We start from the raw sequence: 23,499 nt of genomic DNA, 5'->3' as shown, positions 1-23,499 counted from the left end.
CCTTCGATGAGGTTTCTATTGTCAGTGTCTGGTGACGACAGGCTCCGGGTCTGCGCCTGTCAGGCGTTTGGTCCAGTCTTCGACCTTGTTTGTCTTGAGCCTTCGGAGAACGTGATAGCGCCAGGCCTCTGCAAGTGCCGGGACCTCGGAGAGGCGGGCGAGTTCTTCTGGATTGAGGGTGTTAACGTAGAATGCTCGCCAGATGCGGGCGATGGACCAGCCCGGTGATCTGCGGGCAACAAGCTTGAGGCGATCCTCGGGTTTCACTACCCCTGAGGACAAGACACGGTAATACCACCCTGTGCGACCCGAGGACTGAACGGCACTTGCCATCTCAGGCCTGCCGAAACGCTCGTTGAGTTTCCAGCACGGTTGCCGGCCTTGGCTCACCTCAATCGTCGCGGTGCCTAGTTCGAAGACGTCACCGATGGAAACGGAGTCTTCGGTCAGCCCAACGGTCGAGATGTTCTCTCCGAACGCACCGGGCCGACCGAGAAGCTCGTGCGGGCCGATATCGGTGATCCATGACGCATAGTGCTCGAACGGGTAGTGGTGGACGGCCTTGTCGCGGCCGCCGTGCCGGACCAGATCGCCCTGTGCATCGCGATCGAACCCTGTCTCGGTCAGCCGCGTGGGATTGGCGACGGCCGATTTAACGATGCCGCTCGGGATAGCGCGGTGTCCTAGAGGCTTGACGGAGCCCGTGAGCAAGGCCGACAAGGGAAAGCTGGTCATTCTTTCACCTTTAGCTGGGCAATCCAGTCCTTCAGCACCAGCCTTGCGACCTCGCGCAGTAGGGGACCGCGCTCCAGCGCTTCACATCTCAACGCGGAAACGACGATCCCTGCCGAAGCCAGCTCGACGGCATGCCCTACGAGCCAGCGATCGAAGGTCTTCGTGGTTTCGGCCTCCAGATGGAACTGAAGTCCTAGAATATTCGGCCCTATCGAAAAGGCCTCCTGCTCCACCGAATTGGACGAGGCGAGGTTCGTGGCACCGGGAGGCAGTAAATAGGTGTCTCCGTGCCAGTGAAGGACGGCAACCCCTTCGAGATGTCTCATGGGACTGACGCGCCCCGCATCGGAGAGCTTCAGAGTGGAGAATCCGATCTCCTTCAGGCCAGAGGAAAACACGTTCCCTCCGAGCGCGGAAGTAATGAGTTGTGCGCCGAGACAAACGCCCAGCGTTGGCCGATCCGCCAAGACGCGTGCTTTGATGAACTCGCGTTCGACGGCGATGAATGGATAGGCGGCGTCTTCGTACACACCAATCGGTCCGCCGAGAATGACCAGCAGATCGGGTTCCAAGGGGTCGCCTTTACAGAAATCCACGTCAGTGACATCGCTGTAGAAAATCCTGTAACCCGACGCCTTCTGCGGCCATTCAAACGACCCGAGGTCCTCGAAATGCACGTAACGCAGCACAAGGGCAGTCTTTTCCATGACGACCTCACGCAGCGCTCTGGGAAGGAAGTTCACAACGGCCGTCGGCACATCCGTCGTCGTCCCGCGACGTCGTCGTGGCAGTGATATCTGGGATACGGGCCGAAAGCGCCATCGCGATCCGCGCTCCGATTGCGAGGTCTTCCTCGACACCGAACACCTGGTGCACGATGTAGCCGTCACGGCCGATCAGGATCGAGGACGGAGTTCCACGCAAACCGAAACGCTGCATCGTAATCGGCGTATCGGAGCGCTCGTCGGCGAAATCGACACCTACGGGATGCTTGATACGGTATTCGTGCAGGAATGCCTTCAGCGTGACGGGGGTCATCGCGGCATGGTGTTCGAACACCGTGTGGATGCCGATGACCTGGAGATCGGTATGGCCGAAGATGCGTTCGATCCGCTGGACCTGCGGGATGGATTCAGAAACGCAGCCGGGGCAGAGAAGCTGGAAGCTGTGAATAAACACCGGGCGACCGCGCAGGGCGGAAAGCGTCAGCGGGGCAGGCGTGTTGAACCAGTCGCTCACCGCCAGTTCGGGGGCGAGCGTCGATGATGTCGTAGACATGATTTCAAATCCTTATGTTGCGGGGCGACAGCAGGGGAAACGGTCCGCCCCCCAGGTGTTACGCGGCGGCTCGCGTGAGTTTCACACCGGGAAAATCGACGGGCACGTCGAGGGCGACGTTCAGGTAGTTGGTGAACAGGTTCAAAGCGATGTGTGCGACGATCTCGACGACTTCCTCGTCGTCAAAGCCCGCGGCTCGCAGAGCGTCGACATCGGCAGTTTCGATCCCGGCCCGTTCATCGACAACAGCGAGAGCAAAGGTGAGGGCGGCGGCCGTCCGAGGATCGGTCGAGCGGCCAACCTGGGCCTCTGCCATTTCCTGTGTGGTCGCACCAGCCTTGCGGCCGAGACCCGTATGGGCGGCGAGGCAATAGTTGCAGTTGTTGCGGTCGGCGATCGCAACGGCGATCTGCTCGCCGAGCTTGGCACCAAGACGGCCGCCGCCGAGCGCGCCGAACGCGCCCCACAGGCTTGTCAGGGCAGCGGGCGAGCTTGCCGCGGCCTTAAACATGTTCGGCACCATGCCGAACGCTCCCTTGATCTGGGCGAGCTGTTCCGATGTCTGGCCTGTTGCGCTGGCCGGGTCGATAAGTGTAATTCTGGACATGTTCTTTTTCTCTATTAGCCTGGAGGGGGGAATATGCGGGTCCGTCGATGGCTGTCGGCGGACCCGCGCAGGTCAAGTCACTTCGAAGGCAGGACCTTGCCGGGAAGGCTGAGGTTGCCGGAAGCGACCTTGAAGACGTTGCTGACGCACAGAAGCGGGGCGTGCAGATCGCCGTTGACCTTGAGGCCCGCGGTCACGCCGTCGTAGGACGCGCCCTCGATGCCGCCGATCAGGGACAGAGGAATGGTGACGTCGACAGCATCGCCCTTGAACGTTGTCGGGTATTCCGGGCTGTCGATCAGAAGCGGCACGCCCGGCCATGTTTCTGGAACCTTCGGCTTCGTGCCTTCGGGGATGTCGATGACTTTCAGACCACCGCCACAGGCCTTGTCCTCAGCCAGAACGACCCAGTGAGGATGCCAGACATCGCGGTTTTTGCCGCCCTTGGCCGCGTCGTCGAAGTCGGGATGGAAAGTGACGGCCAGCGCGACGATACCCTGATCCTTGTCGAAACCGATCTCGCCGCTGTTGAGCGATGTCGGCCAGACATAGGCGTAGACATCCGATCCCCCGAACTTGCCAGTGGCTGCGGGTTTCTCGGAACCAGCCTCGCCACGAACGCGGGTGGTGAAGACGGCAGAGTTTCCCTTGGTGACGATTGTCGTTTCGATGATGTCGAACGGTGCCTGTACGGCTTCCGCGGGGTCAGCCTTGATGGAGTGCGCGTTGGCGGTCGACAGCCATAGCAAGGCCGTTCCGGCGACAAGCGCGCCAGCTGCAAATGTCCTGATCATGTTCATATTCTCCTTTATCTCCATAGCCTGGAGGGGTTGCAAAACTATCCCTGCTGAAAAGCGTCCCAGGTGGCTGCCCGTAACGCGGGATCGGCGGCTTCGTGTTCGCGGCAGTCGATACGGATATCCCGCTGTCCGAATGCCGCATCGACGAAATTACAGTGATGCGGTTGTGCCGCATCGGAATGGGCGAAAGGCGCGAAATACCGACAGCTCGCGCACATGCGCTGGATCGGGATCGCATCGGTCTCCTGCAGATGTCTGATCATCTTGACCAGTGTGATCAAGAGGTCTTCCTGTTCATGCTCGGCCAAGGCATCGACCGTTTGTTCAGCGACGCTTTGCGACAATCGACCAGCCTCAAGCGCTGAAAGTCCCTCGGGCGTGATGCCGACGTTCACACCTCTTTTGTCAGTACCCGCGCTTCGTTTCGCCACGAACCCTTTGCGTTCGAGCGCCGCGATCGAGTCCGTCGCTGTCGGCTGCGAAACGCCGAGGTTGGCGGCGATCTCCTTGACCCCAAGCCCGTCCTTTCGCCCTTCCAGCAATTCCAGAATGGCGAGCTGGGTCGGGTTCAGGCCGCTGGTCTTGGCGCGGTTCCAGTCGTCTGTCCGCATGGCCATGGCAACCCGTGAAAGGCCTTCGAGTATGCGATGATTGACGGAGGTTGGGTTCTTCGGCGTTTCCATGAAGCGAATATATATAGGACTCCTATGTTATGCAATGGGTATATGTAATTTTCATTTGGTCGGCGGCGCTCCAATGCCCGTATCCGATATCGGCCCGTGTGGTTGTTCTGCGTTGTGGGAATGCGTCGCCCTTTCGGCGGTTGCGGCCTTCGGCTCCGTAGAAGGCGAGATGCAGCCCCCATATGCGGTAGCAAACACCACCAGTGCGCTGGCTATTCCTCCAGGTATGGCCGGGAGATGGACCTTGAGAGAGGGCAGGAACCCCGTGACCCGGCACTGATCGCAGGCGACAGCCACCAGAATAGCCATGATCAGACCTGCTTATCTGAAGCAGGCGGGCGGCAGGTTTTAGGTATCAAAGGACAGAAACGTTCTCTGCCTTCGATTTTCCTGTCTCGGCGGGACCGGGGGGCGCAGGCGGTCGAACAGGTACGCCTTATCGCGATCGCATGAAAGCCGCTTGGTTATTCACCAGCGGCTGGACAACCAAGCTCTGCAAATCGCCCACATGGAAACGACTATCGCCCTTAGCGGTCAGGTTGACGCTCAGGTAAGGCCGAAATCCAAGCCCTGAAAGAAACGGTCGAGAAGAACCAGCATCGTAGCTCCGGCGATTGATAAGTGGAAACGGATGAAGACGCTTGGCGTCGGTATCAGCGGCTTGATCGCGCTCGCTGGTCTGACGATAGGCAGCATTGTCGCCCACATGAGTGAGACGGCTGTATCACCTGTCCGCCATTAGCTGAAAATTCCGTGAGAAACGAAAAACCCTCCCGCATTTCCGCAGGAGGGCCTAGGGTACATGTCAAGCCGCTTGGGTGGCAATCCAAGCTCATGCTAATATTCGCATCGAGTAGTTAACGAACCATTGACACCCTCAGTCGATAACCTCAGTCTTGCCGTCGGCCCTGGTCCACTTTAACGACCATTCCTCCATACTACCTTCGTCATTCGGGTAGGTGCCATGGTCGGGGTATCGCCTGTTCCACTTGCATGAACACTGCAATTCCAGGCAATTCCAGCACCCGCAGTACATCGCGCAGATCGTCCAAGGTCGTGACCGGAACATCGCGGAAAGACCAGCCCGCGGGCACCTGATCACCGCATGTGTCATTCAATTCCAGAGAGTGAATATTGGTGCGGAACCTTCGCTTATATTCCAAGTTATGAATATGCCGTATCTAGTTCGCGCGGTAATTTTATCACGTAAGACTTTGGCCCGCCGTGCACCCACGGCGGGCTTTTACGCCTGGGAAATCAACCGTTCAATGCTTAATAAGCGCCGGCTGGGCAACGGCATGTTTAACTTCGCGGTGGCTGTCCTCGCCGGTGACCGGTATTTCGGCGGGTCGACCATCATCCTCCCGTCGCCCGACGCGGCAGTATTCCGTCACGCCATGCACACAAACGTGGGGTGGTCTGACTATTCTTCGCTGTTGACATGAAGTCGAGATCGCACAGGCCGAATGCCTGCAAAAATAACTCAGCTGACCAGTTGCTGAGCGCGCTTTACTATTCTTTCGCGAATCGTGTGTGCCGGCCGGCGAATATGGAGGCCGTGGGACAGACGCGATGGCAGGAGTGCCATTAACCGTTCCCGACCGGAGTCAACTGCTACAGTGGGCGCACACGGCTTCATGTCAGGTAAAGGGCTGGCAGAGTTGGAGGTCACGAATTCCGGGAAATTCGCAAAGTCCTCGTAGTTATTGGCCGAGACAAGGAAGGTTTCGGCGGCAGCACCCTCGGCCAAGACCGCTTCGTGGCTGTCGAGCACAATACTGAGATATTCATCTCCCGACCGGGGGGCATAGCAGGCTTAATTGACAGGCCGTTAACGAGATCCTTCGCCCTGATCAAGACGCCATCGATGAGTAGAGCATGGCCAGGTGAGACATAGAGATCCCTTTGCGGGAGTTGCCTGATCTAAAGCGTTTCGTGCAATTCGAATCGGCAGAACGCTCTCATGCCAGGTCGAACCGCTCCGCTTAAACGTGGCGTCCGATCCATTTGACCGGCAAAGCTGGGCCGCGTGCGGTTTCGACGAGATCGCCGATTTGAAGGTCTTCGATGCACACTTCGCCTGCAGGGGTCAAAATGGCGGTGCCGCGAAGGAAACACATCCCGCCTTTTTTATCGGGCTTGTGCCATAATTTCCCTTTGGCAAGGGCCGCTGAACCGTGTGACAAAGCTACCGCGGCTACGGCAATCTTGGCGCTCACTGCGCCGGCAAGTCTGAGGAAATTCCTCCTTGGACCATCATGTCCAATGTTGGGGTCATTGATAGGCATAGTCCTTCCCTGAAATGGGTAAAGTCCGAAGACTTTAGAAGTTGCTGCCAATTCCCCCAATACATGCAACTCGGACAGTGAACCTACTTTGTTCTGCCAGCTGCATCTACAGCTTCAAAAGGCGAACGTGGATCAGGTAACGCTACGCTACCCCGGGCCGATCGGTCGGCGCGCGGCCGCGGCCGCGGAAGGGGCAGGTCTGCTCACGATGTCGTTAGCGAGATCGCTGTACTGGGTAGCCTTTGTATTGCCCGATACGCCATCAATGTAACTAAGCCGTAGGTTTCCCAATACCATCTCCATCTCGCTGTTGGTTTTTTCCATGCTCCACCCATGGGCAGATGCATCCGCGAGGACCTTGTAGACAGCGCGACCGACCGCGCTCTGTGAGCGGAACTTCGGGTCGGGATGACTAACTTTCAATTTTGCTGGAACGATTGTCATGGCACTCTCCTCGCGGGAATAACGTTAGATGCGGCTAATTTGTTCCCGCACTCACGTTTATGCGGGCGACCCAAAACGGGGGATGCCGCGGATGGGGCAGTTAAGAAACCCAACGGTAGCTATGCAGCCACCAGATTCGAGGCATCTGCCAGACAGCCGCAAAAATAAGACCTCGCCCACGCGTCGGCCGCCAGGCGCTCGATGCAGCGCCATTCGGTTTCGCCCGGCCGCGCTCTTTCCCGAACGATCCCCAACGCTTGCAGCCTTCATGCCCTCACCAGTGCTCGAAATGCCACCGGGGAGTTCGGATTGATTACCCCAAATCGTCCGTCGCATGTGGGACCCGCGGGTCTCCCATTCGGTTTAGGTTAACCATGCTGGGTCACGCTTTCAACGTCTGATAGAGGAGTTATTCATGAAAACTGCAATCACAGATCTGCTTGAAAGCGCCAAGATATTGGCAAAGGCCAATGGCGACCAAATACTGTGCTATCTGATTGATATAGCATTGCTGGAGGCTCGCGAGATAAAGGCGGGTAGCGCCGTCGGTAAAAAAGGCCGCCTAATTCAATCGACCAATCCACTCTCGCCATCCACCTTCGTCCAGGTCAGCGACCATTCGTCCGCACTGCCCTCATTGTAGGTATAGGTGCCATGGTCATGCACCTCGGCATCGTGAGTGGTCAACTCTGGCGGCGCGACGCCGGGCAGGTCGATGACCCGCAGATAGTCCCGGAGTTCGTCCAGCGTCGTGACGTGCTGAACGTCTTGGCGGCCGGGTACTTTGACAGTCCAGGCATAAATGTTCATGGCTTTTCCCGCTCTACCACATAGGCTTTGACGAGCCGGTCAGCTGATGGAAACGCGCCAAAGTCGTAAGCATCGCCGCTGTCGGCCGGCGGCGGGTCTTGTGCTGGAGCGGGTTCGTCCTCATACGCGATCCGGAGGTTCTTCAATACCTCTTCCATCGCCGTGATCGTCTCAAGAGTGGTCCAGCCGTGCATGTTTGCTCTGTCAATAATGGCCTGTACCGGGCCCTCGACCTTGTCCTGGCAGACGAGATGACGGTCCTCGTGAGAGACCGGATATTTCGGCGTGTTGATCATCATGGTTCCTCGATTTCGAGGGGAACTCTACAATGACAGCTTTGTTCCTCTGTTGGAGCGGCTGCGTGGTGCCTTTGAAAGAGGTCTATTGGTTTGGGTTGCCGCTCCCCTCGAATTGCTTTTTCAGTCGCGCTTCTCTCAAAGCGGCAGTCTTGAGCTTCGCATTCTCCAGGCGCAGTTGTTCAGTACGGTTGGCATACTGTTTTGCTTCTTCGAAGTCGCCACGGGGAGAAGCGCCCCTTGGACGCCTGGGCTTGTCGGATCGGATCATATCTGACACTCCAATTTTCTAAAGACGCAAACTTGGGTTTTGAAGCCAGCATCCTCAAACAGGTAGTCGAGCGCGATAAATGGCTCGTCTTCAAGAATTAGAATATATTCAGTTTGGGTCACGTGTTCGCGCTCCTCTTGGGAGGCTGCCCACACACTGCCATCGTTGTGCGCATCTTCTGTTGGTGGTTCGCAGATGGAAAAAGTAAAGCGGCAAGGCAGGTCCTCCCGACTGGCCGAAAATGACCCCGCCTAAGCGGGGCCCAGTTGACCTTGTGCTGGAAAAGGATATCTCCAGCGTAGAAGTAACCAAGAGATCGTCGGTTTGTTCCGTAGTCGGAAGGGGCTAACGACTGCGTTGCTTGCTTTCTTCCAAACTTTTCTTCAACGCCGCCATTATGTCGATGACGTTGTCCTTAGTCCCAGATGAAGATTTTTTGGCAGTCACCTTCTCCAGCTTTTTCATTGCTTTCTTCTTTTCGGCGATCAAGTCGAGCATGCGATCCTGGATCGGATCGGTGATCGGAGACCATTTTTTGGTCTGCTGCTTGATGAGCTGCTTCATCAGGGGAGCAAGGCCACCCTCTGGCTTCGCTTTGATGGCTGAAAAGTACTCCACTTCCGGCCGTACCTCGTCGCCATAGCGCAACGTCCAGAGGACGATGCCCTCGTCACGTGGCTCAAGCATCACCGCGCGCTCCCGCTGGCCGAACACCAGGCGGGAAATCCCAACCACGTTCTCCGCGCGCATGGCGTCGCGTATGACGGCAAAGGCGTCTTCACCGACCTTGTCGTTCGGAACGAGATAATGGGGCTTCTCCAGCCAAATCCATTCGACGGAGTCGCGCGGCGTGAACAGCTCGATCTCAATCGTCCGGACGCTTTCGAGAGCCACTGCGTCCAGCTCTTCCTCCTCAAGGATGATGTAATCGCCTTCGCCGCGCTCGTATCCCTTCACCTGATCATCTGGATCAACTTCCTTGCCGGTGAGGCTATCGACGTATCGAGAAGCAACGCGATTGCCGGTTGCCCTGTTCATGGTGTGGAAGCGCACCTTCTCGGTGTCGCTCGTCGCGGGTGACAAGGCGACAGGGCAGGTGACCAGCGAGAGCTTCAGATAGCCTTTCCAATATGGTTTGACTGCTGCCATGGCTAGCTCGCCTTCTTGCGAGCAGCCGGCCGTGACGCGGGAGTTGCCCGCTTTGCTGTCGCTGTTCTGGGTTTGGATGCCCGCGCTGATCCAAAGCCGGCACTCATGCGCAGCGCTTCCATGAGGTTGGTCGAAGACTCGACCTTAGGCTGCTTCTTCACCGCAACCGACCGGCCTTCCATCTTCGCCTTCACCAGCTCGGCAAGTGCAGCGTCATAGCGATCGTCGAATGTTGTGGGATCGAACAAACCGGCCTTGGTCTTGATGATGTGCTTTGCCAGTTCGAGCATTTCTCCCTCGATCTTCAGTGCCGGGATATCGGCGAAGGCATCCTTGGCAGAGCGAACCTGATAGTCGAAATTGAGCGTGGTCGCGATTAGGCCGTCGCCGTGAGCGCGGATCAACACCGTCCGTAACCGGCGGAAGAGCACGGCTTGAGCGAGCGCCCCGACGTTGGATTCCCGCATCGCATCGCGGATGAGGACAAAGGTTTCCTCGCCAATCCGATCGGGCAGAAGGTAGTAGGGTTTGTCGAAGTAGAGATCATCAATCTCTTGGAATGGCACGTAGGACTGAATTCGAAGCGTCTTGTCACTCTGGGGAACCGCCGCGGCCAGCTCGTCCGGCTCAAACAGGACGTAGAGGTTATCATCGACTTCATAGCCTTTGATCTGATCTTCTTTCTCCACGACCTTCCATGTGTCGATGTCAACATACTCGCGCTTCACCCGGTTGCCGGTTTTTCGGTTGAGGGTATTGAAGCTCACGCGCTCTGACGTGGAAGCAGCGCTATGGAGCGCCACGGGGCAGCTGATCTCGGCAAACTTCAGAAAGCCCTTCCAAAGAGCACGTCCGGCCATGTTGTTTTCTCCCGATGAACCCGGCTTCAACGATGGCAGATTACGTTTGTTCCAGCTAATACGCGAATCAATTGTGGCATTTAGTCGTCTGTCTATAGTAAGGTGAACCAATCCACGGGTATTGCGTTAGAGGAGTCTGTTTCCGCAATCCCATGACAGGAGAGTGATGCAATGAATGCGCAACTCCATATCGACGGATCCTTTCAGGCCATGCGCCAGGCGCTGGACGACGCCAATCGCGAGTTCGCAAGTTCGGGGGCCGATCGCCACAGAGACGCCTTGCAGCGCCTGGGGCGCGTCATGATGACCTCGATTGCCGAAATCATCGAGACCGACGGTGGAACAGATGGATATCTCTATGACGCTGACGGCATCGCTCAGGATATCGAGGCTTGCTATCACAAAGTGGTTCAGGACGAAGAGGCAGCGGAACCGGACTTTTCGCCACGGCAGCCGAGCCACGGGACTTTGAACAACAGCCAACAAGGGGTAGGGCGATGATAACCGGCACGGATCTTCTCCAAATTTCACTCGCTCGGGTGAACATGGATCGTACCGACCTGGAGGCGGCGGGCGTAATCGATCGGGGCGAAGCCGGTGATAAAGCCTGGTTGAACTTCGGGCGCGACATGGACACTTTCATCCTGAAGCTTCCAGAATGGCGACGCGCGGCGCTCGCCGAAGCAATACACAGGCAAGCCGGCCAAGCGGTCGAGCTATCCCACTAATCCCCCAATTGAGGGATACCTGAGCTAAACCGAAAGTGGTATTGATTCGGTCGTGAATGCGGCGCGACCTGAACCACCCCGTTGTTCAATTTAGCGGGGTGGAGCGCCCATCCCAATAATCGATGGCCAGGTGCTCCCTGCAGCGCCACTCGGTCTCGCCGCTTCTGCGCTCCTCCCCATTTTTCGCAGCCTTCATGGCCGCACCAATGTTCAAAATGTACCGGAGAATTCGGGTGTACCATCTTGTCGTCGCTCATGGTTGCCTGCCTTGTGGGTTGCGCGGCTCCACAAGCGCATACTCAGCTCCCAGTTTTCCTCGACCTTTAGCGTTGAACGTCGAGCGGAAAACCGAACCAACCCGCGTTTTCCTATCGCGGAATTCCGCGTAACCGGCGGTCGGCCTCGGCGGCTTGCCATTATGGGATCAAGGCCAAGAGCCTGCCCAGTGCCACTTTCCCTTCGTCGGTTGTCTTGGCGCGTCTACGGAAAGAACGGATATATAGGCCCTTGAACCGATCTCGTGGCCATGCGGGTCCAGGAAAAAAGAACCGGCTCAAAGCACCCCGCAGCGCCATGATCGCCGCCGATATCGAGGATCATATTGCCGAGTTCGACCGGCGCATCGCCAAAATCGAAGCACAGATCGAAACCCTCATCCGCAAGGACAATGCCTGCATCGCCGTGAAAGGCTTTCATAGCCGCCGGTCACCTCGCAGACCGCCAGAATGTCCGCCCGTCCGCCGTAGGTCTGAAGGGCAGCGTGCAGGGCTTCGTGGTCATTATCGATCGTTACGGTGTACCGGTCAGGCTGTCGAACAGGGTCAAGAGCAGTAAAGCACAAAAGTCACAGCCAATTCCTGACTTCTCGGAGTCACGGGCGGACCGACGAAAACTAAGCCGCTTTTGGCCTGCCGGTCTGGCGCGACCGATAATGAGCATGCATCAATAAGGGGTCACGCTGGCTGACTCTCAGCAGCATTTTGACAGCGTTGCTTATGGGAGCGGCAGCGCGATAGTTTTTCCACGTCCGCAGGCTCACACCAAGAAAATCAGCGGCCTCGTTGTCGGATAAATGGATTTCCTCCTGCCGTTCTCGGAGATCATCCGCGCCGAAATCGAGCTGATCTTCTGCGATCTGGCGCAGGTGGATGGTATCGGCGTTCAGCGCTTCCGATACCAGGCATCCCATCTGGACCATTCGCGATAAACGCGTTCATAACCCTTCGGAAGAAGAATTTTGTCCAGTTTTTCGTTGGCATTCGTATTGTTGTGCTCAATACAAAAAAGCCGGACGGAGAATTTATCGAAGTCGAAAGTTGAAAGAATGTCCGGCTCGTTGCCTTCTGTATCGATGCTAATGAAATCAATCTCCAAGGGAGCGCCGTTAGTCTCTAACAGTTCGTTGAGGCTGATCGTCGTCTGCACGATCTCCACACTTTCCTTCCGCCGGCTAATGGGCATGGCGGTCCTTAAACGCATTGTTGACCATGGATGATAATTCGGGATGGTCGGCGACAAACCGCATCTTTACAGACTTTCCGCTCACCGCATCGACGGGATGTGTATACAGCGCAGCGTGCCGGACTTTGCGGATGCCATCAAGCAAAGGATTAGGTTCCGCCAGTATACCTTTCCAATCATACTCGGTTTCGAGAAGATAAGTGTTGCTCAGCTGCTTTCCGTCGAAGGCGCCGATCTCAACAAAGAAACCTCCGCGCTTTCCATCCAGTTCCGCCAAGACCCAGCGGTCCTGCTGTATCTGCGCGAAGCTATGTTCATTCCAAAACGGAGGCGGCTCTGGCGGTTGCTCTGCAACAGGACGTTTCTTCTTCAGGCCCAACCACGTTCGAATGCCCATATTCATTAACCTGTCTGGATTTGTATAAAGCTCCTTAAGTAATCGCTATTCTGGCGGGGAATGCAAGAAGTTTGCATCTTTAAGTCCGGTCAAGCAGTTTCATCAGGCTTGGTGTGCGGAGAAAATTTTTTACGTCGCAACGCGCCCCGCTGTGATTTTGGACCATCTGTCCCTTCATGGGCCGTCAGGCCTGGGGTGTCGTGCGGCGTTACCATTGCCGGTGGCGCCATGGGGCGCCGCTTCAATTTTCGGCAAATGCGACATTTCCGCGCAGTTTGCCTTGACGGCACAGGGTTTCGTCAATATTCCTTTCAAGAAAATAATTTGCCTTAAAGGCAATACTGCAAGCTGAAGCATAGTCTGGGAGGGACGAATGGTAACGCATGAAGCAGGTGCCGACGCGCATCTTGCGACGCGCATCGATCGGATGCATTCGCGCGACAGGGCAGGGTTGCTCATTTTCATTACAGTGCTGTGGTGCACGCTGGTTTTTGCGCTGGTGACGATCTGGCCCTACATCGCCGTGCCAGCCATCCGGATCATCCTGACAGTGGCCTGCGGCCTTGTGTTGGTGTTCAACACCGCGGCGATCGTTGCAATGCTCCGGCACTACCGGGAAGACAAGCATTTCATTTACGGGCTCGACCTCAAGCATCTCGACGAGATGCGCCGGCGCAAGCGTTAGGAGGGAACAATGGCTTACAAACCACCAAAACAAAGCTTTGCCGGGCAGATTTTCGACGTCATCACTCTTTTGGTCCTGACCGTCGGTGCGCTCTATCTTCCGCTCTATCTTGGCCTTGCGGGGGCTGCCAAGACTCCCGCGCCCATCGCCAATCCCACATGGGAAGCGCTCGGCCAGAATGCCACGGAGCAGCAACAGTGGGCAGCTCTTGGCATCACCGATCCGGCCGCGGCCAACGACATCATCACCGCCCGCTTCGACTATTCGTTCAGCTGGGTTGCCCTGGTGGTCATGGCAATTCTGGTGATCGGATATTTCGTGCTGGTGGTGCGGTTGTCGGACAGGGAATATCGCGACGTCATCGCTGAGCGCTTCGGCGCCAAGAAAAAATAGTGGGGCACCAATGGATATGTGGACTGTTTTGGAATACGCGGCCTGGGCCCTTTCGGCGCTCTTTGCCCTTTTGATGCTCTCCGACATGGTGCGTATCGACACGACCTATGACAACGACCTGCTGACATCATCCCGCGAAGGCGAGATTGAAGCGGCAGCTGAACGTCACACGCTGTGAGGGGCCCGACATGGTAGACACGAAAACCGCCTCCGGTCAGCCTGAACGGCTGCAACTGCTGCGCGTCCTCGGGCCCGCCCATATCTGGGCGCTTGGCGTCGGCATCGTTCTCGTCGGCGAATATATGGGATGGAATTTTGCAGTCGGCAAAGGCGGCATGATCGCCGGCTTGATTGCCTGCTGGGTGGCCGGGCTGCTTTATACATGCGTGGCCATGATCGATTCCGAGGTGACATCGACGGTGGCCGCTGCCGGCGGCCAGTATGCGCAGGCCAAGCACATCGTCGGTCCGTTGATGGCCTTCAATGTCGGTCTGTTCCTGGTCATGGCCTATACGATGCTTGAGGCCGCCAACGCCATCACCATCGGTTTTCTGCTCGATACTGTAGCCGCCATGCAAGGCCATACCGGCCTGCACCAGCAGCCGTTCATCGTTCTCTGCGTGATGTTTCTGGCATGGCTGAACTATCGCGGCGTGCTGGCAACGCTGACATTCAACCTCGTGATTACCGCGATCGCATTCATGGCCATTATCGTCCTGTTCCTGTCGGTGCAGTTTGGTGTATCCAGCGTGCCGCTTGATTTTTCGGCGGTGACGACCGATCCCATGCCCTATGGCTGGATCGGCATTCTCGCCTCGCTGCATTTCGGCCTGTGGTATTACCTCGGCATCGAGGGCACCTGCCAGGCGGCCGAGGAAGTGCGTTCGCCGGCCCGCTCGCTGCCGTATGGTACGATGGCCGGCATCATGACCCTGCTGATCGCCGCGACCATGACCTGGTATGTCTGCTCCGGGCTTATCCCATGGGAATATCTCGGCCAGGCCGGAACGCCACTCTTCGATGCGGCCCGCGTCACCGGCAATCGCGGCCTGATGGTTCTCCTGTTCATCGGCACGATGTTTTCGACACTCGCCTCGGCAAACGGCTGCATCAACGATGCCTCGCGCGCCTGGTTCTCGATGGGCCGTGACCGCTACCTCCCGATCTGGTTCGGCGCGGTGCATCCGGTTTACCGCACGCCGTACCGGTCGATCATCTTCCTCGTGCCGATCGCCCTGATCTTCGCACTCGGCGCGCCGCTCGACCAAGTGGTGACATTCTCGATCCTGTCCGGGTTGCTGGGCTACACGTTCATGACCTTCAACATGGTGATGTTCCGCAGGAAATGGCCGCTCGATACGATCAAGCGCGGCTATGTCCACCCGATGCACCCGTTGCCGACAATCGTGCTGCTGATCCTGTGCGCGACAGCCTATGTCGCCGTGTTTCTGGGTTATGGCACACAGCTCATCGCCATGGTCAGCTTCTACATCATCGCCTCGCTCTGGTTCCACTTCCGGCGTTACCGGTATGTGCGCCGCGGCGATCAATTCACGATGCCCTGGCCACGGCCTGAAGGTTATTGATACGGCGCCGCCCGCAGCTGCATTGTCGGCTGCGGGCTTGCCGTGGGAGGGATCGAATATGATGACGTACTACCTGTTCAGCGCTCTTGCTTTGCTGGCCATCGCCTGGTTTATCCGGGCCGCCGTAAGGGGGCACCAGCGTGCCATGGCGGAGCGCCATCGCTTGTTGGATGAAGCGCACGACCTGCTCCGTGAACCCGGCATGACCCTTGCTCCCGACCAGTTTCCTGTCGTCACCGGGCATATTGCCGATGGACGCCGGGTCCGGATCGAGTTGATCGCCGATACGCTGGTAACGCGCCGCCTGCCGCAACTCTGGTTGAAGGCGACGTTGATCGAAAGCGAGCCGCTTGTCCGCCCGGCCATCGGTGCGCTCGCCCGTCCAACGGGCTCCGAATACTACTCGCTCGTTCACGGCTTGCCTGAATGGATGACGCCACCCAAGACCGGTATCTCGCTGCTGATGCGTGGCGATGGGTGTGCGACGCGTGAGCATGAGAGCCTTTTTGGTGACCATGTACAAAGGCTGTTTGCCGATCCGCGCGTCAAGGAAGCCGTGATCACGCCCACAATTGCCCGCATTGTCTATCAGGCATCACAGGGCGGCCGCGCGGCGCACATGTTTCTCCGGCAGGCCCAGTTTTCGCTCGAGACGGTTCCGGCGGAGACGATCAAACAGGCCATTGCACTGGCCGAAAGCCTCAGCGCTGTCCTGTCCGGTGCTGAACGATCATCTGCCTCGAAAGCTGCATGAGGAACTGCCATGTCGAAACCGGTCAATCCGTATTTCGTTCTCCTCCTGTCGATCATCTTGCCGGGGGCGGGCCATGTCGCAATCGGTGAAGCCCGGCGCGGACTGGCATTCGCGTCGTTCGTGCTATTGTTTTCGTTTCTGACCTATATGACGACCACGCCGGAGCATTCCTTTATCGGGCGGCATGCCGGCGGATTATTCGTCTGGGCGCTCTCGATCCCCGACGCCTACCGGTGCGCTCGCCTCCGTTTTCTTTTGCGAGCATCCGGCGCGGATGCGAAGTAGCCGAGCGCTGGGGCCTGGTGGCTTTGCCAAAGACGGGTGCTCCCGCTAACCCCTCTTCGGCTGCTCGAAAGGGGCGCGGGTCGTCGCCAATCTGGCGTATAGAAGATCGGTAGGCTGGCAGCGCCGATGACCGGCGCATCGTCCGTCAGTTCACCGACCACGAGACGGGGCGAGCGGCGATCCTTGCGTTCGCTCAAGGAGCGGTGCAGTGGGTAGGCCCGCTCGACCAGGGCTGTGATGATCGAAGGCGGCAAGATCCGCCAACGGTGATGAATTCCGGATCGATCGTGCTTTCGAGAATGGCGGTGAGGAAACGCAGGCAAAGTCCTGCCTCTTCCATCCAGGCCGAAAGCTGGGTGTCGCGCCGGGCGTGGATATCGGCAAGGATCGACAGGTCGGCAAGGGCTGCATCTGCTTCCTCGATGCACCATTTGAGTGCCGACGCGATCCCGTTCAGCGAAAGCACCGCATCGATGATTGAGGCTCGCCGTTGTCGCGCATGCGTTTCGGCTGAAACGGCAGCAAACCCAGTTCGCCGGCGTTGCCCCACGCACCTTTCAAAGGCATGCCATCGACGATCATGCCGGCACCGACACCATAGCCGATATAGAGATGAGCGAAGTTGCGCTTGTCCTTGTTGCTGCGAGCGAAATGTTCGCCGATCGCCGCAGCCGTTGCATCATCCTCGACAAGCACCGTTAGTCCGCACAGGTCCTGCAGGCGCTGGGCGACAGGGACGTTGGCCCAGGCATCCCATCCCGGCTGCTTGGTGGTGAAATCGTAGATATCGTCGTCAAGCGTCGGCAGCACCAGCCCGATACTCCAGATCTTTTACGCGGGACGGACGCCTCCGCGATCAGATCGTTGGTAAGGCTGGCAATGTGCTTCAAAGTCGATTCCGGCTCGCGCATATCGTCTGTCCAGGTTTTTCTGGCCAAATGACTTCCACCAGCAGATTGCAGACGACCATGACGACGCGGTTGCGATCGAGATGGATGCCGATGGAGAAGCCGGCGACAGGGTTGGCGCCGAGATAGGTCTGCGGCTGGCCACGCTGGCCCTGCGAACGTCCGGTTTCGATGATGAACTGCTGGTCCAGCAATTCCCTCGTGATGCCGGAGACGGTCTGCGGCGACAGCCCGACGCGCTTGGCGATGTCGATACGGCTCAGCGGTCCGGACTGGTGCAGCGCTTCGAAGATGAGCCTCCGGTTGAAAATGCGGGAATGCTCGAGATTGGTGCCGGTGACATCGGGCAGCCTTTGCCGCCCTTCTGCGAGCCTGGTCAGCTGGGCGCTCCTGCCCGTGTCTTTGGCGTATCGGCCATTCCGTTTCTATTCAGCGTACCCGCAATTCCTGGCCGAGGAAGCCGTAAGCCGGGCCTGAGCGGCGCCCGAGCATGGCCTGTCCGGTTGCGTCGAAGAGATGGACCGCGGCGACCGGGGCGTCGGCCACGGACGCGCTGGTGGCGCAGGTATGGGAGGTGGAGGAAATGGTGGTGCCAGCATCGGGGAAGCATCCACAGACGAAACCGCAGTAGGGAGCCACCCCCAACGTTTGAGTTGGTTCAAGGCGTGCGACGCGGTTCCAATGGGCGGAAATGATTTCCGCGTTGCAGATGCGGGCCAACGGTTACAATCCCATCAAGACGACCACATTAGCTGCCTAATTAACCTGGGCGTCGCCCTGGGCGCTAATTCGCAGGCATTAAATTTTCTTATGCCTGCCCCTAGTTTCGTGGGCTGAGCGGTCATCGCCGTGGCGAAAGAGTCGTCAATCTGAAGCCATTTCGAACAGCCATTCCTTAAAAACAAGCATTGCAGGAGTTTCGACTCGCGATTTTAGTGCGGTTAGCCAGTAGCTGCCACGCGAAACGAAGACGTCAAAGGGTTGTTGCAGTAATCCCGCCGTCAGCTGCCGATGAAACATCAGCGGCGGAGCAAGTGCGACTCCTGCGCCTTGAAGCGCTGCTTCCACCATCGCCAGGGACGAGTCGAACATTATGCCCTTCGCAATCGGCGGATCGCTGATCATACCAGCGGCCTCGAACCATCCGGCCCATTCGTCCGATCGGTACGAGCGCAACAGCACCTTCCCCGTGAGGTCCTCCGGACGTTCCAGTTTTTCCGCAATCTCAGGAACGCAGATTGCAGAAAGTGGAGCCTCGAAAAGCCGATGGGCGTCGGTATTGTGCCACGCGCCGCTACCGAAGCGGATGGCATAATCCAGCCCCTCGGCGGCGATATCGACGCGGTTGTTGTTGGTGGAAAGTCGCAATTCAATATGTGGATAGCGCGAATGAAAGTGGTCAAGCCGCGGAAGTAGCCAGCCGACAGCGAAGGTGCCAACCACGCCGACGGTCAGGATTTCCCGCACGTAGCCGCCTTCGAAGCACTCCAGCATATCGGACATACGGTCGAAGGAATCGCGCACGACCGGCAGCAGCGCCTCGCCTTCGGCCGTGACCTTCAATCCGCGCGAAAGGCGCTTGAAGAGGCTGACCTTCAGCCGCTCCTCCAGAATTTTCACCTGGTGACTGACGGCCGCCTGTGTGACGCAGAGCTCGATCGCTGCCCGTGTAAAACTCAAATGCCGGGCAGATGCTTCAAATGCGCGAAGTGCGTTGAGAGGAAGATGTGGGCGAACCATGATGACCTAAATTTAATTTGTACCTAATGCCAAATAACGTCGTTTGTCCCACGGTATCAAGCCCTGTATCCAAACTTCACCGGATTGGCTCGTTTCAAGGCAACCGGGCAAAGCAGATCAAAGGATCAGTAGAAGCCGCGTTTCCCGAAGGAAACGCGGAACAGCTTTCTGTTGCCGCGACCCTGGATGGCTAGCGGCCAGTAGCAGTTGGGAGATAAATGGAGCGCGGAATGAAACTGATTGGGGCGTTCTTAAGCGTTGTCATCAACGGAGGGCTTGTGCTTGCGCTGACCGTTTATGCCGTCATCGAGACTGTCGGTGCCACACTTCCCGATTACAAGACGCTTGCCAATTGGCAACCGGCTCTGAGTTCACGGCTCTACGCTGGTGACGGAAGTCAGCTTGCGGAATTTGCACGCGAGAAGCGTCTTTTCATACCGATCGGCGCGGTTCCCTTGCAGGTGAGAGGCGCCTTTCTCGCGGCGGAGGACAAGAATTTCTACAGTCATTCGGGCATCGATCCGCTCAGCATCGGAAAAGCCATTATCTCGAATGTCGGAAATGCCTTGTCCGGCGAGCGCCTCATCGGCGCGTCGACGATCACGCAGCAGGTTGCCAAGAATTTTCTGCTGACGACCGACCGGACGTTCGAGCGCAAACTAAAGGAAGCGCTGCTGGCCGTGCTGATAAATCAGGCATTTACCAAGGATCAGCTGCTCGAACTATACCTCAACGACATCTATCTTGGTGCCGGCGCCTATGGCGTCGCACAGGCGGCGTTGACCTATTTTGGCAAGGGTGTCGGCGCGCTCAGCGTCGCCGAGGCTGCGTATCTGGCGGCCCTTCCAAAGGGGCCGAACAATTATCATCCGTTGAAGGCCCATGATCGGGCCATCGCCCGCCGCAACTGGGTCATCGAACAGATGGTGAGCAACAGGTTCATCACCAACGCCGTTGCTCTTCAGGCGATGGGGGAACCGCTGAAAGTCTCGCTCAACGAGAAGCGGCCGGAAATAGCGACAGCGGAATTCTTCACCGAGGAGGTGCGCAGGTTCCTGCTGGCGCAATATGGAGAGGCCGAACTCTACACGGCCGGTTTCAGCGTGCGCACGACCTTGGATCCTGTGCTCCAGCACGCTGCGATGCGTGCTCTGAGAAAAGGTCTTGTCGAATATGATCAGGTAAAGGGCTATCGCGGGCCAATCGCCCATCTGGCGAATAGCGCAGAATGGCCGGGTGTCATCCGGAGTATCGCGCATCTTGCCGATGTGCCGGAATGGCAGTTGTCGATGGTTACACGGGTCGGTGCGGAAGGCATCGTGTTACGTCCGGAGGGCGGCGTCGAGACCTCGATTGACATGGATCTGAAGGCGCTCGGCTGGGCGCTTTGCAGGCCGCACGAAGGCAAAAAACGCTGCTTCAAAGATGCCGCAAAAGTGTTCTCCGTTGGTGATATCGTCTATGTCGAAAAAACGGATGTTGGACATCGGCTGCGCCAGCCGCCGCAGGTGCAGGGCGCGCTGGTGTCCATGGAACCCCGCACAGGCCGCGTCGTGGCCATGGCTGGCGGCTTTTCCTATGCGCAGTCGCAATTTAACCGTGCAACACAAGCCTATCGTCAGCCGGGCTCATCATTCAAACCCTTTGTTTATGCCGCAGCCTTGGACGCGGGCTATACGCCCACGACTTTGGTGCTCGATGCGCCGCTAGCCATTCCCGATGGTGCTGGTCGGATTTGGCGGCCAAAAAATTATGACGGCCGCTCCGGCGGCGCTTCGACGTTGCGGACAGGGCTAGAGACCAGCCGCAACCAGATGACAGTGCGCCTTGCTCGTGCCGTCGGTATGAACGTCGTCGCCGACTACAGCAAACGTTTCGGCCTTTATGATGATCTCAAAGAATATCTGCCGATGTCACTTGGCGCCGGGGAAACAACGCTGATGCGACTGGTGTCCGCCTATGCCGTTATCGCCAACGGTGGTCTGGAAGTGCATGCCTCTCTCATCGATCGGATCCAGAACCGAGACGGGCGGACCATCTTCCGGCAGGACGAAAGACGTTGCGAAGATTGCAATGCCGAGAAATGGAACGAGCAACCGGAACCAACGGTAATCGATGACAAGGACTATGTGCTTGATCCGATGACCGCCTACCAGATCACCTCGATGCTGCAAGGCGTCGTCCAGCGCGGGACGGCCAGGAGCGTTAGCGTGCTCGGCGTACCGGTCGCGGGCAAAACCGGCACGACGAACGACGAGAAGGATGTCTGGTTCGTCGGCTACACGCCAGATCTCGTCACCGGTGTCTTCATGGGTTATGACACGCCTAAGCCCATGGGCTATGGCGAGACCGGTGGCGGTCTGGCTGGACCGATCTTCATCGACTTCATGAAGACGGCGCTGGCTGGCCGCAAGGCAGGCACGTTCCATCAGCCAGATGGCATGATCCTCCGCCATATCAACAGGCGCCGCGGAAACGCGACAGAAAAGCAGGCGGGCTCATTTGTAGAGGCATTCAAGCCAGGCACGGGGCCATGCGCGGGACAGTGCGGCGTGATCGATGACGTTATCGATCTCCAAACCGCTCCATCGTCCGAACAGCTCGATGATGATTTACGGGATCGGCTGCTGCGCAGCACCGGTGGTCTCTATTAACATGCGCGCATATTCGGGTTCGACGATAAGGTCCCGCAGTCTGTCCTCAAGTCACCGCATCGTACTCATGATGGCGGCTTTCCTGACCGTGTTTCTGATTGTGCTCGGCCGTCTGGTCTGTCTTGCTTTCCTGGCGCCGCCCCAGTCTCAAAATCCGCCGAAGGCCGCCATCAACGGCCGTCCGGCTATTCTTGACAGAAACGGCGCCATTCTGGCGATGGACCTTCCCGTCACCAGCGCCTTCGCTGTGCCCCGGCTGATTGTCGATGTGGACGAAGCGGTAGAGCGCATTACTGCAGTGCTACCGGAACTCGACCGCCGTCAACTTTACGACCGCCTCTCTTCCGGCTCTCAATTTGCGTGGATTAAGCGGCATATAACGCCCTTCCAGGAGCAGGCGTTGTGGGATGCCGGCGTACCCGCCGTGAATTTCCAAAGGGAAAAAAAGCGATTTTATCCTAACGGAGCGCTGGCGGCACATGTGCTCGGCGCGGTCAATGTCGACAATGTCGGAATATCGGGGCTCGAGAAATGGATCGAGACTGATGGTCTCGCAGATCTTCGTCACAGTGGTATGGATATCTCCACCGAGGCGTTCACGCCCGTCGTCTCCACGATCGACATCCGCGTGCAGCATGCACTAGAAGCGGAGTTGAGGAAGGCGATGGAGAAATTTGCTGCCAAGGCCGGTGCTGGGCTTGTGCTTCATATCGAGACCGGAGAGATTTTCGCGCTCGCCTCCCTGCCTGACTTTGATCCGAATAGTCCCGCCGATGCGCTGAAGCCCGATCGCATCAATCGTATTGCAGCAGCAGATTTCGAGATGGGTTCGACATTCAAGGCGCTGACCACCGCCATGGCGCTTGACTCAGGCAGATTCTCTATCCGCTCGGTCATTGATGCGAGCAGGCCGCTCGCTTTCGGCCGCGCTCGAATTCACGATTTCCAAGGCAAGTACAGGCCGTTATCGCTGCCGGAGGCGTTCATTTATTCGTCGAATATCTCAATGGCGAAGATGGCTCTCGACGTCGGCAAGGGTCGGCACCGCCGCTTCCTGCAGCAGTTCGGGCAAATGGACACACTCCGCACCGAATTGCCTGAGACGGCCACGCCGATCCTACCCAGGCGCTGGACTGATATCGACACGGCGACCGCCTCGTTCGGACACGGTCTTGCAGTCACGCCGCTGCAGGCGACCATGGGCGTCGCCGCGCTGGTCAATGGGGGACGCCTGATCCGCCCGACCTTCCTCAAGGCGGCAGCGGTCGCTCCGCGTCTCATCGCATCCGACCTCGTCACCGCTCGGACCAGCGAGGCCATGCGCTATCTGTTCACTCTGAATGCCGAAGTGGGGTCCGCCAAGAATGGCAGGGTTGTGGGTTACCTGATCGGTGGCAAGACGGGGACGGCTGAGAAGGTGGTCCGCGGCCAGTATTCGAAGACCCTCAATATCACCTCCTTCATGGGCATTGTTCCTGCCGATGCCCCCAAATTTCTACTGCTCACGCTTCTCGACGAGCCAAAGGCTCTGCCGGAAACCTACGGCTTCCGCACAGCCGGGTGGAACGCGGCACCACTTGGCAGCGCGGTGTTCAGCCGGGTGCTCCCGATGCTCGGCGAGTTGCCCTCATTCGATGTGCAGCCAGACCCTTTTCATTCCCTGCGATGACAGCAGGCTCCCGAAACA

At 58.0% G+C, this 23,499-nt stretch carries 33 protein-coding genes and 1 pseudogene; 13 read left to right on the top strand and 21 right to left on the bottom strand.

Features of this window, described 5'->3' with window-relative positions:
* Nucleotides 1–21 precede the first annotated feature (21 nt).
* From ACP7E0_RS21240 to ACP7E0_RS21215, 6 genes are all read right to left on the bottom strand, one after another.
* Nucleotides 22–735 (bottom strand): MOSC domain-containing protein, encoded by a 714-nt coding sequence (locus tag ACP7E0_RS21240; protein ID WP_426127546.1) that lies wholly within the window; start codon nt 733–735, stop codon nt 22–24.
* Nucleotides 732–1,442, bottom strand: coding sequence for a glutamine amidotransferase (locus ACP7E0_RS21235; protein WP_426127544.1), 711 nt, complete (start codon nt 1,440–1,442; stop codon nt 732–734). The genes ACP7E0_RS21240 and ACP7E0_RS21235 overlap by 4 nt, the downstream gene beginning before the upstream one ends.
* A 7-nt stretch (nt 1,443–1,449) precedes the next feature.
* Nucleotides 1,450–2,013 (bottom strand): TlpA disulfide reductase family protein, encoded by a 564-nt coding sequence (locus ACP7E0_RS21230; protein ID WP_426127542.1) that lies wholly within the window; start codon nt 2,011–2,013, stop codon nt 1,450–1,452.
* 58 nt (nt 2,014–2,071) lie between these two features.
* Nucleotides 2,072–2,620, bottom strand: coding sequence for a carboxymuconolactone decarboxylase family protein (locus ACP7E0_RS21225; protein WP_426127540.1), 549 nt, complete (start codon nt 2,618–2,620; stop codon nt 2,072–2,074).
* Nucleotides 2,621–2,697: 77 nt separating this feature from the next.
* On the bottom strand, nt 2,698–3,414 hold the full coding sequence (locus ACP7E0_RS21220; RefSeq protein WP_426127539.1) for a hypothetical protein: 717 nt from the start codon (nt 3,412–3,414) through the stop codon (nt 2,698–2,700).
* 44 nt (nt 3,415–3,458) lie between these two features.
* Entirely contained in the window at nt 3,459–4,037 is a 579-nt protein-coding gene (locus ACP7E0_RS21215) for a MarR family winged helix-turn-helix transcriptional regulator (protein ID WP_426127537.1), read from the bottom strand.
* 526 nt (nt 4,038–4,563) lie between these two features.
* Between ACP7E0_RS21215 and ACP7E0_RS21210 the strand changes: the two are divergent.
* Both ACP7E0_RS21210 and ACP7E0_RS21205 read left to right on the top strand, forming a co-directional pair.
* Nucleotides 4,564–4,845 (top strand): annotated as a pseudogene (locus ACP7E0_RS21210) (hypothetical protein).
* Nucleotides 4,846–5,275: 430 nt separating this feature from the next.
* Entirely contained in the window at nt 5,276–5,548 is a 273-nt protein-coding gene (locus ACP7E0_RS21205) for a hypothetical protein (RefSeq protein ID WP_426127535.1), read from the top strand.
* 540 nt (nt 5,549–6,088) lie between these two features.
* On the opposite strand, the gene ACP7E0_RS21200 is transcribed toward ACP7E0_RS21205, so the two are convergent.
* From ACP7E0_RS21200 to ACP7E0_RS21185, 4 genes are all read right to left on the bottom strand, one after another.
* A complete protein-coding gene (locus ACP7E0_RS21200; protein ID WP_426127534.1) occupies nt 6,089–6,391 on the bottom strand; it encodes a Hint domain-containing protein in 303 nt (100 codons plus the stop codon).
* Nucleotides 6,392–6,538: 147 nt separating this feature from the next.
* A complete protein-coding gene (locus tag ACP7E0_RS21195; protein WP_426127532.1) occupies nt 6,539–6,835 on the bottom strand; it encodes a hypothetical protein in 297 nt (98 codons plus the stop codon).
* 567 nt (nt 6,836–7,402) lie between these two features.
* Nucleotides 7,403–7,645 carry a hypothetical protein gene (locus ACP7E0_RS21190; RefSeq protein WP_426127530.1) on the bottom strand — a complete coding sequence of 81 codons (243 nt, stop codon included), beginning with the start codon at nt 7,643–7,645 and terminating at the stop codon, nt 7,403–7,405.
* Nucleotides 7,642–7,944, bottom strand: a complete 303-nt coding sequence (locus ACP7E0_RS21185; RefSeq protein WP_426127528.1) for a hypothetical protein — start codon at nt 7,942–7,944, stop codon at nt 7,642–7,644. The genes ACP7E0_RS21190 and ACP7E0_RS21185 overlap by 4 nt, the downstream gene beginning before the upstream one ends.
* Between ACP7E0_RS21185 and ACP7E0_RS21180 the strand changes: the two genes are divergently transcribed.
* On the top strand, nt 7,931–8,218 hold the full coding sequence (locus ACP7E0_RS21180; RefSeq protein ID WP_426127527.1) for a hypothetical protein: 288 nt from the start codon (nt 7,931–7,933) through the stop codon (nt 8,216–8,218). The genes ACP7E0_RS21185 and ACP7E0_RS21180 overlap by 14 nt on opposite strands.
* Before the next feature lie 339 nt (nt 8,219–8,557).
* On the opposite strand, the gene ACP7E0_RS21175 is transcribed toward ACP7E0_RS21180, so the two are convergent.
* A complete protein-coding gene (locus ACP7E0_RS21175) occupies nt 8,558–9,361 on the bottom strand; it encodes a Ku protein (protein WP_426127525.1) in 804 nt (267 codons plus the stop codon).
* Nucleotides 9,362–9,363: 2 nt separating this feature from the next.
* The gene (locus ACP7E0_RS21170; RefSeq protein WP_426127523.1) at nt 9,364–10,221 is read right to left on the bottom strand and encodes a Ku protein; all 858 of its coding nucleotides are present in this window, start codon (nt 10,219–10,221) and stop codon (nt 9,364–9,366) included.
* 171 nt (nt 10,222–10,392) lie between these two features.
* Between ACP7E0_RS21170 and ACP7E0_RS21165 the strand changes: the two genes are divergently transcribed.
* Both ACP7E0_RS21165 and ACP7E0_RS21160 read left to right on the top strand, forming a co-directional pair.
* Nucleotides 10,393–10,722, top strand: coding sequence for a hypothetical protein (locus ACP7E0_RS21165; protein ID WP_426127521.1), 330 nt, complete (start codon nt 10,393–10,395; stop codon nt 10,720–10,722).
* On the top strand, nt 10,719–10,949 hold the full coding sequence (locus ACP7E0_RS21160; protein WP_426127520.1) for a hypothetical protein: 231 nt from the start codon (nt 10,719–10,721) through the stop codon (nt 10,947–10,949). The genes ACP7E0_RS21165 and ACP7E0_RS21160 overlap by 4 nt, the downstream gene beginning before the upstream one ends.
* A 480-nt stretch (nt 10,950–11,429) precedes the next feature.
* Here ACP7E0_RS21160 and ACP7E0_RS21155 read toward each other — a convergent pair whose 3' ends face one another.
* From ACP7E0_RS21155 to ACP7E0_RS21140, 4 genes are all read right to left on the bottom strand, one after another.
* On the bottom strand, nt 11,430–11,645 hold the full coding sequence (locus ACP7E0_RS21155; protein WP_426127518.1) for a hypothetical protein: 216 nt from the start codon (nt 11,643–11,645) through the stop codon (nt 11,430–11,432).
* Between the two features lie 196 nt (nt 11,646–11,841).
* Entirely contained in the window at nt 11,842–12,147 is a 306-nt protein-coding gene (locus tag ACP7E0_RS21150) for a hypothetical protein (RefSeq protein ID WP_426127516.1), read from the bottom strand.
* On the bottom strand, nt 12,111–12,410 hold the full coding sequence (locus ACP7E0_RS21145) for an FkbM family methyltransferase (RefSeq protein ID WP_426127515.1): 300 nt from the start codon (nt 12,408–12,410) through the stop codon (nt 12,111–12,113). The genes ACP7E0_RS21150 and ACP7E0_RS21145 overlap by 37 nt, the downstream gene beginning before the upstream one ends.
* Nucleotides 12,400–12,807 (bottom strand): hypothetical protein, encoded by a 408-nt coding sequence (locus tag ACP7E0_RS21140; RefSeq protein ID WP_426127513.1) that lies wholly within the window; start codon nt 12,805–12,807, stop codon nt 12,400–12,402. The genes ACP7E0_RS21145 and ACP7E0_RS21140 overlap by 11 nt, the downstream gene beginning before the upstream one ends.
* 373 nt (nt 12,808–13,180) lie before the next feature.
* Here ACP7E0_RS21140 and ACP7E0_RS21135 point away from each other — a divergent pair, with 373 nt between their 5' ends.
* Genes ACP7E0_RS21135 through ACP7E0_RS21110 form a run of 6 tightly spaced genes read left to right on the top strand, consistent with a single transcriptional unit; the run spans nt 13,181 to nt 16,510 of the window.
* Nucleotides 13,181–13,492, top strand: coding sequence for a hypothetical protein (locus ACP7E0_RS21135; RefSeq protein WP_426127511.1), 312 nt, complete (start codon nt 13,181–13,183; stop codon nt 13,490–13,492).
* Nucleotides 13,493–13,501: 9 nt separating this feature from the next.
* Nucleotides 13,502–13,885, top strand: coding sequence for a hypothetical protein (locus ACP7E0_RS21130; RefSeq protein WP_113318015.1), 384 nt, complete (start codon nt 13,502–13,504; stop codon nt 13,883–13,885).
* Between the two features lie 10 nt (nt 13,886–13,895).
* Complete coding sequence (locus ACP7E0_RS21125; RefSeq protein ID WP_162745522.1) at nt 13,896–14,063, top strand: hypothetical protein; 168 nt, start codon at nt 13,896–13,898, stop codon at nt 14,061–14,063.
* A gap of 10 nt (nt 14,064–14,073) precedes the next feature.
* The gene (locus ACP7E0_RS21120) at nt 14,074–15,471 is read left to right on the top strand and encodes an APC family permease (protein WP_426127509.1); all 1,398 of its coding nucleotides are present in this window, start codon (nt 14,074–14,076) and stop codon (nt 15,469–15,471) included.
* 58 nt (nt 15,472–15,529) lie between these two features.
* Nucleotides 15,530–16,225, top strand: coding sequence for a hypothetical protein (locus ACP7E0_RS21115; protein WP_426127508.1), 696 nt, complete (start codon nt 15,530–15,532; stop codon nt 16,223–16,225).
* A gap of 9 nt (nt 16,226–16,234) precedes the next feature.
* Complete coding sequence (locus ACP7E0_RS21110; protein WP_426127506.1) at nt 16,235–16,510, top strand: hypothetical protein; 276 nt, start codon at nt 16,235–16,237, stop codon at nt 16,508–16,510.
* Between the two features lie 193 nt (nt 16,511–16,703).
* Here ACP7E0_RS21110 and ACP7E0_RS21105 read toward each other — a convergent pair whose 3' ends face one another.
* The 5 genes from ACP7E0_RS21105 to ACP7E0_RS21085 all read right to left on the bottom strand — a co-directional run bounded on the left by ACP7E0_RS21105 (nt 16,704) and on the right by ACP7E0_RS21085 (nt 19,158).
* Nucleotides 16,704–16,976 carry a hypothetical protein gene (locus ACP7E0_RS21105; protein WP_426127504.1) on the bottom strand — a complete coding sequence of 91 codons (273 nt, stop codon included), beginning with the start codon at nt 16,974–16,976 and terminating at the stop codon, nt 16,704–16,706.
* Nucleotides 16,964–17,320 (bottom strand): ROK family protein, encoded by a 357-nt coding sequence (locus tag ACP7E0_RS21100; protein ID WP_426127502.1) that lies wholly within the window; start codon nt 17,318–17,320, stop codon nt 16,964–16,966. Before ACP7E0_RS21100 ends, ACP7E0_RS21105 begins: the two co-directional genes overlap by 13 nt.
* A 76-nt stretch (nt 17,321–17,396) precedes the next feature.
* On the bottom strand, nt 17,397–17,711 hold the full coding sequence (locus tag ACP7E0_RS21095; RefSeq protein WP_426127666.1) for a MarR family transcriptional regulator: 315 nt from the start codon (nt 17,709–17,711) through the stop codon (nt 17,397–17,399).
* Nucleotides 17,712–17,847: 136 nt separating this feature from the next.
* Nucleotides 17,848–18,138 carry a hypothetical protein gene (locus tag ACP7E0_RS21090; protein WP_426127500.1) on the bottom strand — a complete coding sequence of 97 codons (291 nt, stop codon included), beginning with the start codon at nt 18,136–18,138 and terminating at the stop codon, nt 17,848–17,850.
* Nucleotides 18,139–18,282: 144 nt separating this feature from the next.
* Nucleotides 18,283–19,158: a LysR substrate-binding domain-containing protein gene (locus ACP7E0_RS21085; RefSeq protein ID WP_426127499.1), complete on the bottom strand. Its 876-nt coding sequence runs from the start codon at nt 19,156–19,158 to the stop codon at nt 18,283–18,285.
* A gap of 230 nt (nt 19,159–19,388) precedes the next feature.
* Between ACP7E0_RS21085 and ACP7E0_RS21080 the strand changes: the two genes are divergently transcribed.
* Nucleotides 19,389–21,812, top strand: a complete 2,424-nt coding sequence (locus ACP7E0_RS21080; protein WP_426127497.1) for a penicillin-binding protein 1A — start codon at nt 19,389–19,391, stop codon at nt 21,810–21,812.
* Nucleotide 21,813: 1 nt separating this feature from the next.
* Nucleotides 21,814–23,481, top strand: a complete 1,668-nt coding sequence (locus ACP7E0_RS21075) for a peptidoglycan D,D-transpeptidase FtsI family protein (protein WP_426127495.1) — start codon at nt 21,814–21,816, stop codon at nt 23,479–23,481.
* Nucleotides 23,482–23,499: the final 18 nt, after the last annotated feature.

The sequence above is a fragment of the Pararhizobium sp. PWRC1-1 genome, assembly GCF_049897905.1.
Classification (GTDB): Bacteria; Pseudomonadota; Alphaproteobacteria; order Rhizobiales; family Rhizobiaceae; genus Pararhizobium.
The sequence above is the reverse complement of the archived record's forward strand: the minus strand, read 5'-3'. Positions and strand labels throughout refer to the sequence as shown.

Excerpts from the sequence above, each read along its gene's own strand:
- ACP7E0_RS21200 (WP_426127534.1), bottom strand. The coding sequence starts at position 6,391 with ATGCCTATCAATGACCCCAACATTGGACATGATGGTCCAAGGAGGAAT.
- ACP7E0_RS21155 (WP_426127518.1), bottom strand. The coding sequence starts at position 11,645 with ATGAAAGCCTTTCACGGCGATGCAGGCATTGTCCTTGCGGATGAGGGT.
- ACP7E0_RS21085 (WP_426127499.1), bottom strand. The coding sequence starts at position 19,158 with ATGGTTCGCCCACATCTTCCTCTCAACGCACTTCGCGCATTTGAAGCA.
- ACP7E0_RS21215 (WP_426127537.1), bottom strand. The coding sequence starts at position 4,037 with ATGGCCATGCGGACAGACGACTGGAACCGCGCCAAGACCAGCGGCCTG.
- ACP7E0_RS21240 (WP_426127546.1), bottom strand. The coding sequence starts at position 735 with ATGACCAGCTTTCCCTTGTCGGCCTTGCTCACGGGCTCCGTCAAGCCT.
- ACP7E0_RS21150 (WP_426127516.1), bottom strand. The coding sequence starts at position 12,147 with ATGGTCCAGATGGGATGCCTGGTATCGGAAGCGCTGAACGCCGATACC.
- ACP7E0_RS21225 (WP_426127540.1), bottom strand. The coding sequence starts at position 2,620 with ATGTCCAGAATTACACTTATCGACCCGGCCAGCGCAACAGGCCAGACA.
- ACP7E0_RS21145 (WP_426127515.1), bottom strand. The coding sequence starts at position 12,410 with ATGCCCATTAGCCGGCGGAAGGAAAGTGTGGAGATCGTGCAGACGACG.
- ACP7E0_RS21115 (WP_426127508.1), top strand. The coding sequence starts at position 15,530 with ATGATGACGTACTACCTGTTCAGCGCTCTTGCTTTGCTGGCCATCGCC.
- ACP7E0_RS21205 (WP_426127535.1), top strand. The coding sequence starts at position 5,276 with ATGCCGTATCTAGTTCGCGCGGTAATTTTATCACGTAAGACTTTGGCC.
- ACP7E0_RS21195 (WP_426127532.1), bottom strand. The coding sequence starts at position 6,835 with ATGACAATCGTTCCAGCAAAATTGAAAGTTAGTCATCCCGACCCGAAG.
- ACP7E0_RS21110 (WP_426127506.1), top strand. The coding sequence starts at position 16,235 with ATGTCGAAACCGGTCAATCCGTATTTCGTTCTCCTCCTGTCGATCATC.
- ACP7E0_RS21130 (WP_113318015.1), top strand. The coding sequence starts at position 13,502 with ATGGCTTACAAACCACCAAAACAAAGCTTTGCCGGGCAGATTTTCGAC.
- ACP7E0_RS21190 (WP_426127530.1), bottom strand. The coding sequence starts at position 7,645 with ATGAACATTTATGCCTGGACTGTCAAAGTACCCGGCCGCCAAGACGTT.
- ACP7E0_RS21135 (WP_426127511.1), top strand. The coding sequence starts at position 13,181 with ATGGTAACGCATGAAGCAGGTGCCGACGCGCATCTTGCGACGCGCATC.
- ACP7E0_RS21230 (WP_426127542.1), bottom strand. The coding sequence starts at position 2,013 with ATGTCTACGACATCATCGACGCTCGCCCCCGAACTGGCGGTGAGCGAC.
- ACP7E0_RS21175 (WP_426127525.1), bottom strand. The coding sequence starts at position 9,361 with ATGGCAGCAGTCAAACCATATTGGAAAGGCTATCTGAAGCTCTCGCTG.
- ACP7E0_RS21120 (WP_426127509.1), top strand. The coding sequence starts at position 14,074 with ATGGTAGACACGAAAACCGCCTCCGGTCAGCCTGAACGGCTGCAACTG.
- ACP7E0_RS21160 (WP_426127520.1), top strand. The coding sequence starts at position 10,719 with ATGATAACCGGCACGGATCTTCTCCAAATTTCACTCGCTCGGGTGAAC.
- ACP7E0_RS21080 (WP_426127497.1), top strand. The coding sequence starts at position 19,389 with ATGAAACTGATTGGGGCGTTCTTAAGCGTTGTCATCAACGGAGGGCTT.
- ACP7E0_RS21170 (WP_426127523.1), bottom strand. The coding sequence starts at position 10,221 with ATGGCCGGACGTGCTCTTTGGAAGGGCTTTCTGAAGTTTGCCGAGATC.
- ACP7E0_RS21165 (WP_426127521.1), top strand. The coding sequence starts at position 10,393 with ATGAATGCGCAACTCCATATCGACGGATCCTTTCAGGCCATGCGCCAG.
- ACP7E0_RS21140 (WP_426127513.1), bottom strand. The coding sequence starts at position 12,807 with ATGGGCATTCGAACGTGGTTGGGCCTGAAGAAGAAACGTCCTGTTGCA.
- ACP7E0_RS21235 (WP_426127544.1), bottom strand. The coding sequence starts at position 1,442 with ATGGAAAAGACTGCCCTTGTGCTGCGTTACGTGCATTTCGAGGACCTC.
- ACP7E0_RS21125 (WP_162745522.1), top strand. The coding sequence starts at position 13,896 with ATGGATATGTGGACTGTTTTGGAATACGCGGCCTGGGCCCTTTCGGCG.
- ACP7E0_RS21075 (WP_426127495.1), top strand. The coding sequence starts at position 21,814 with ATGCGCGCATATTCGGGTTCGACGATAAGGTCCCGCAGTCTGTCCTCA.
- ACP7E0_RS21220 (WP_426127539.1), bottom strand. The coding sequence starts at position 3,414 with ATGATCAGGACATTTGCAGCTGGCGCGCTTGTCGCCGGAACGGCCTTG.
- ACP7E0_RS21185 (WP_426127528.1), bottom strand. The coding sequence starts at position 7,944 with ATGATGATCAACACGCCGAAATATCCGGTCTCTCACGAGGACCGTCAT.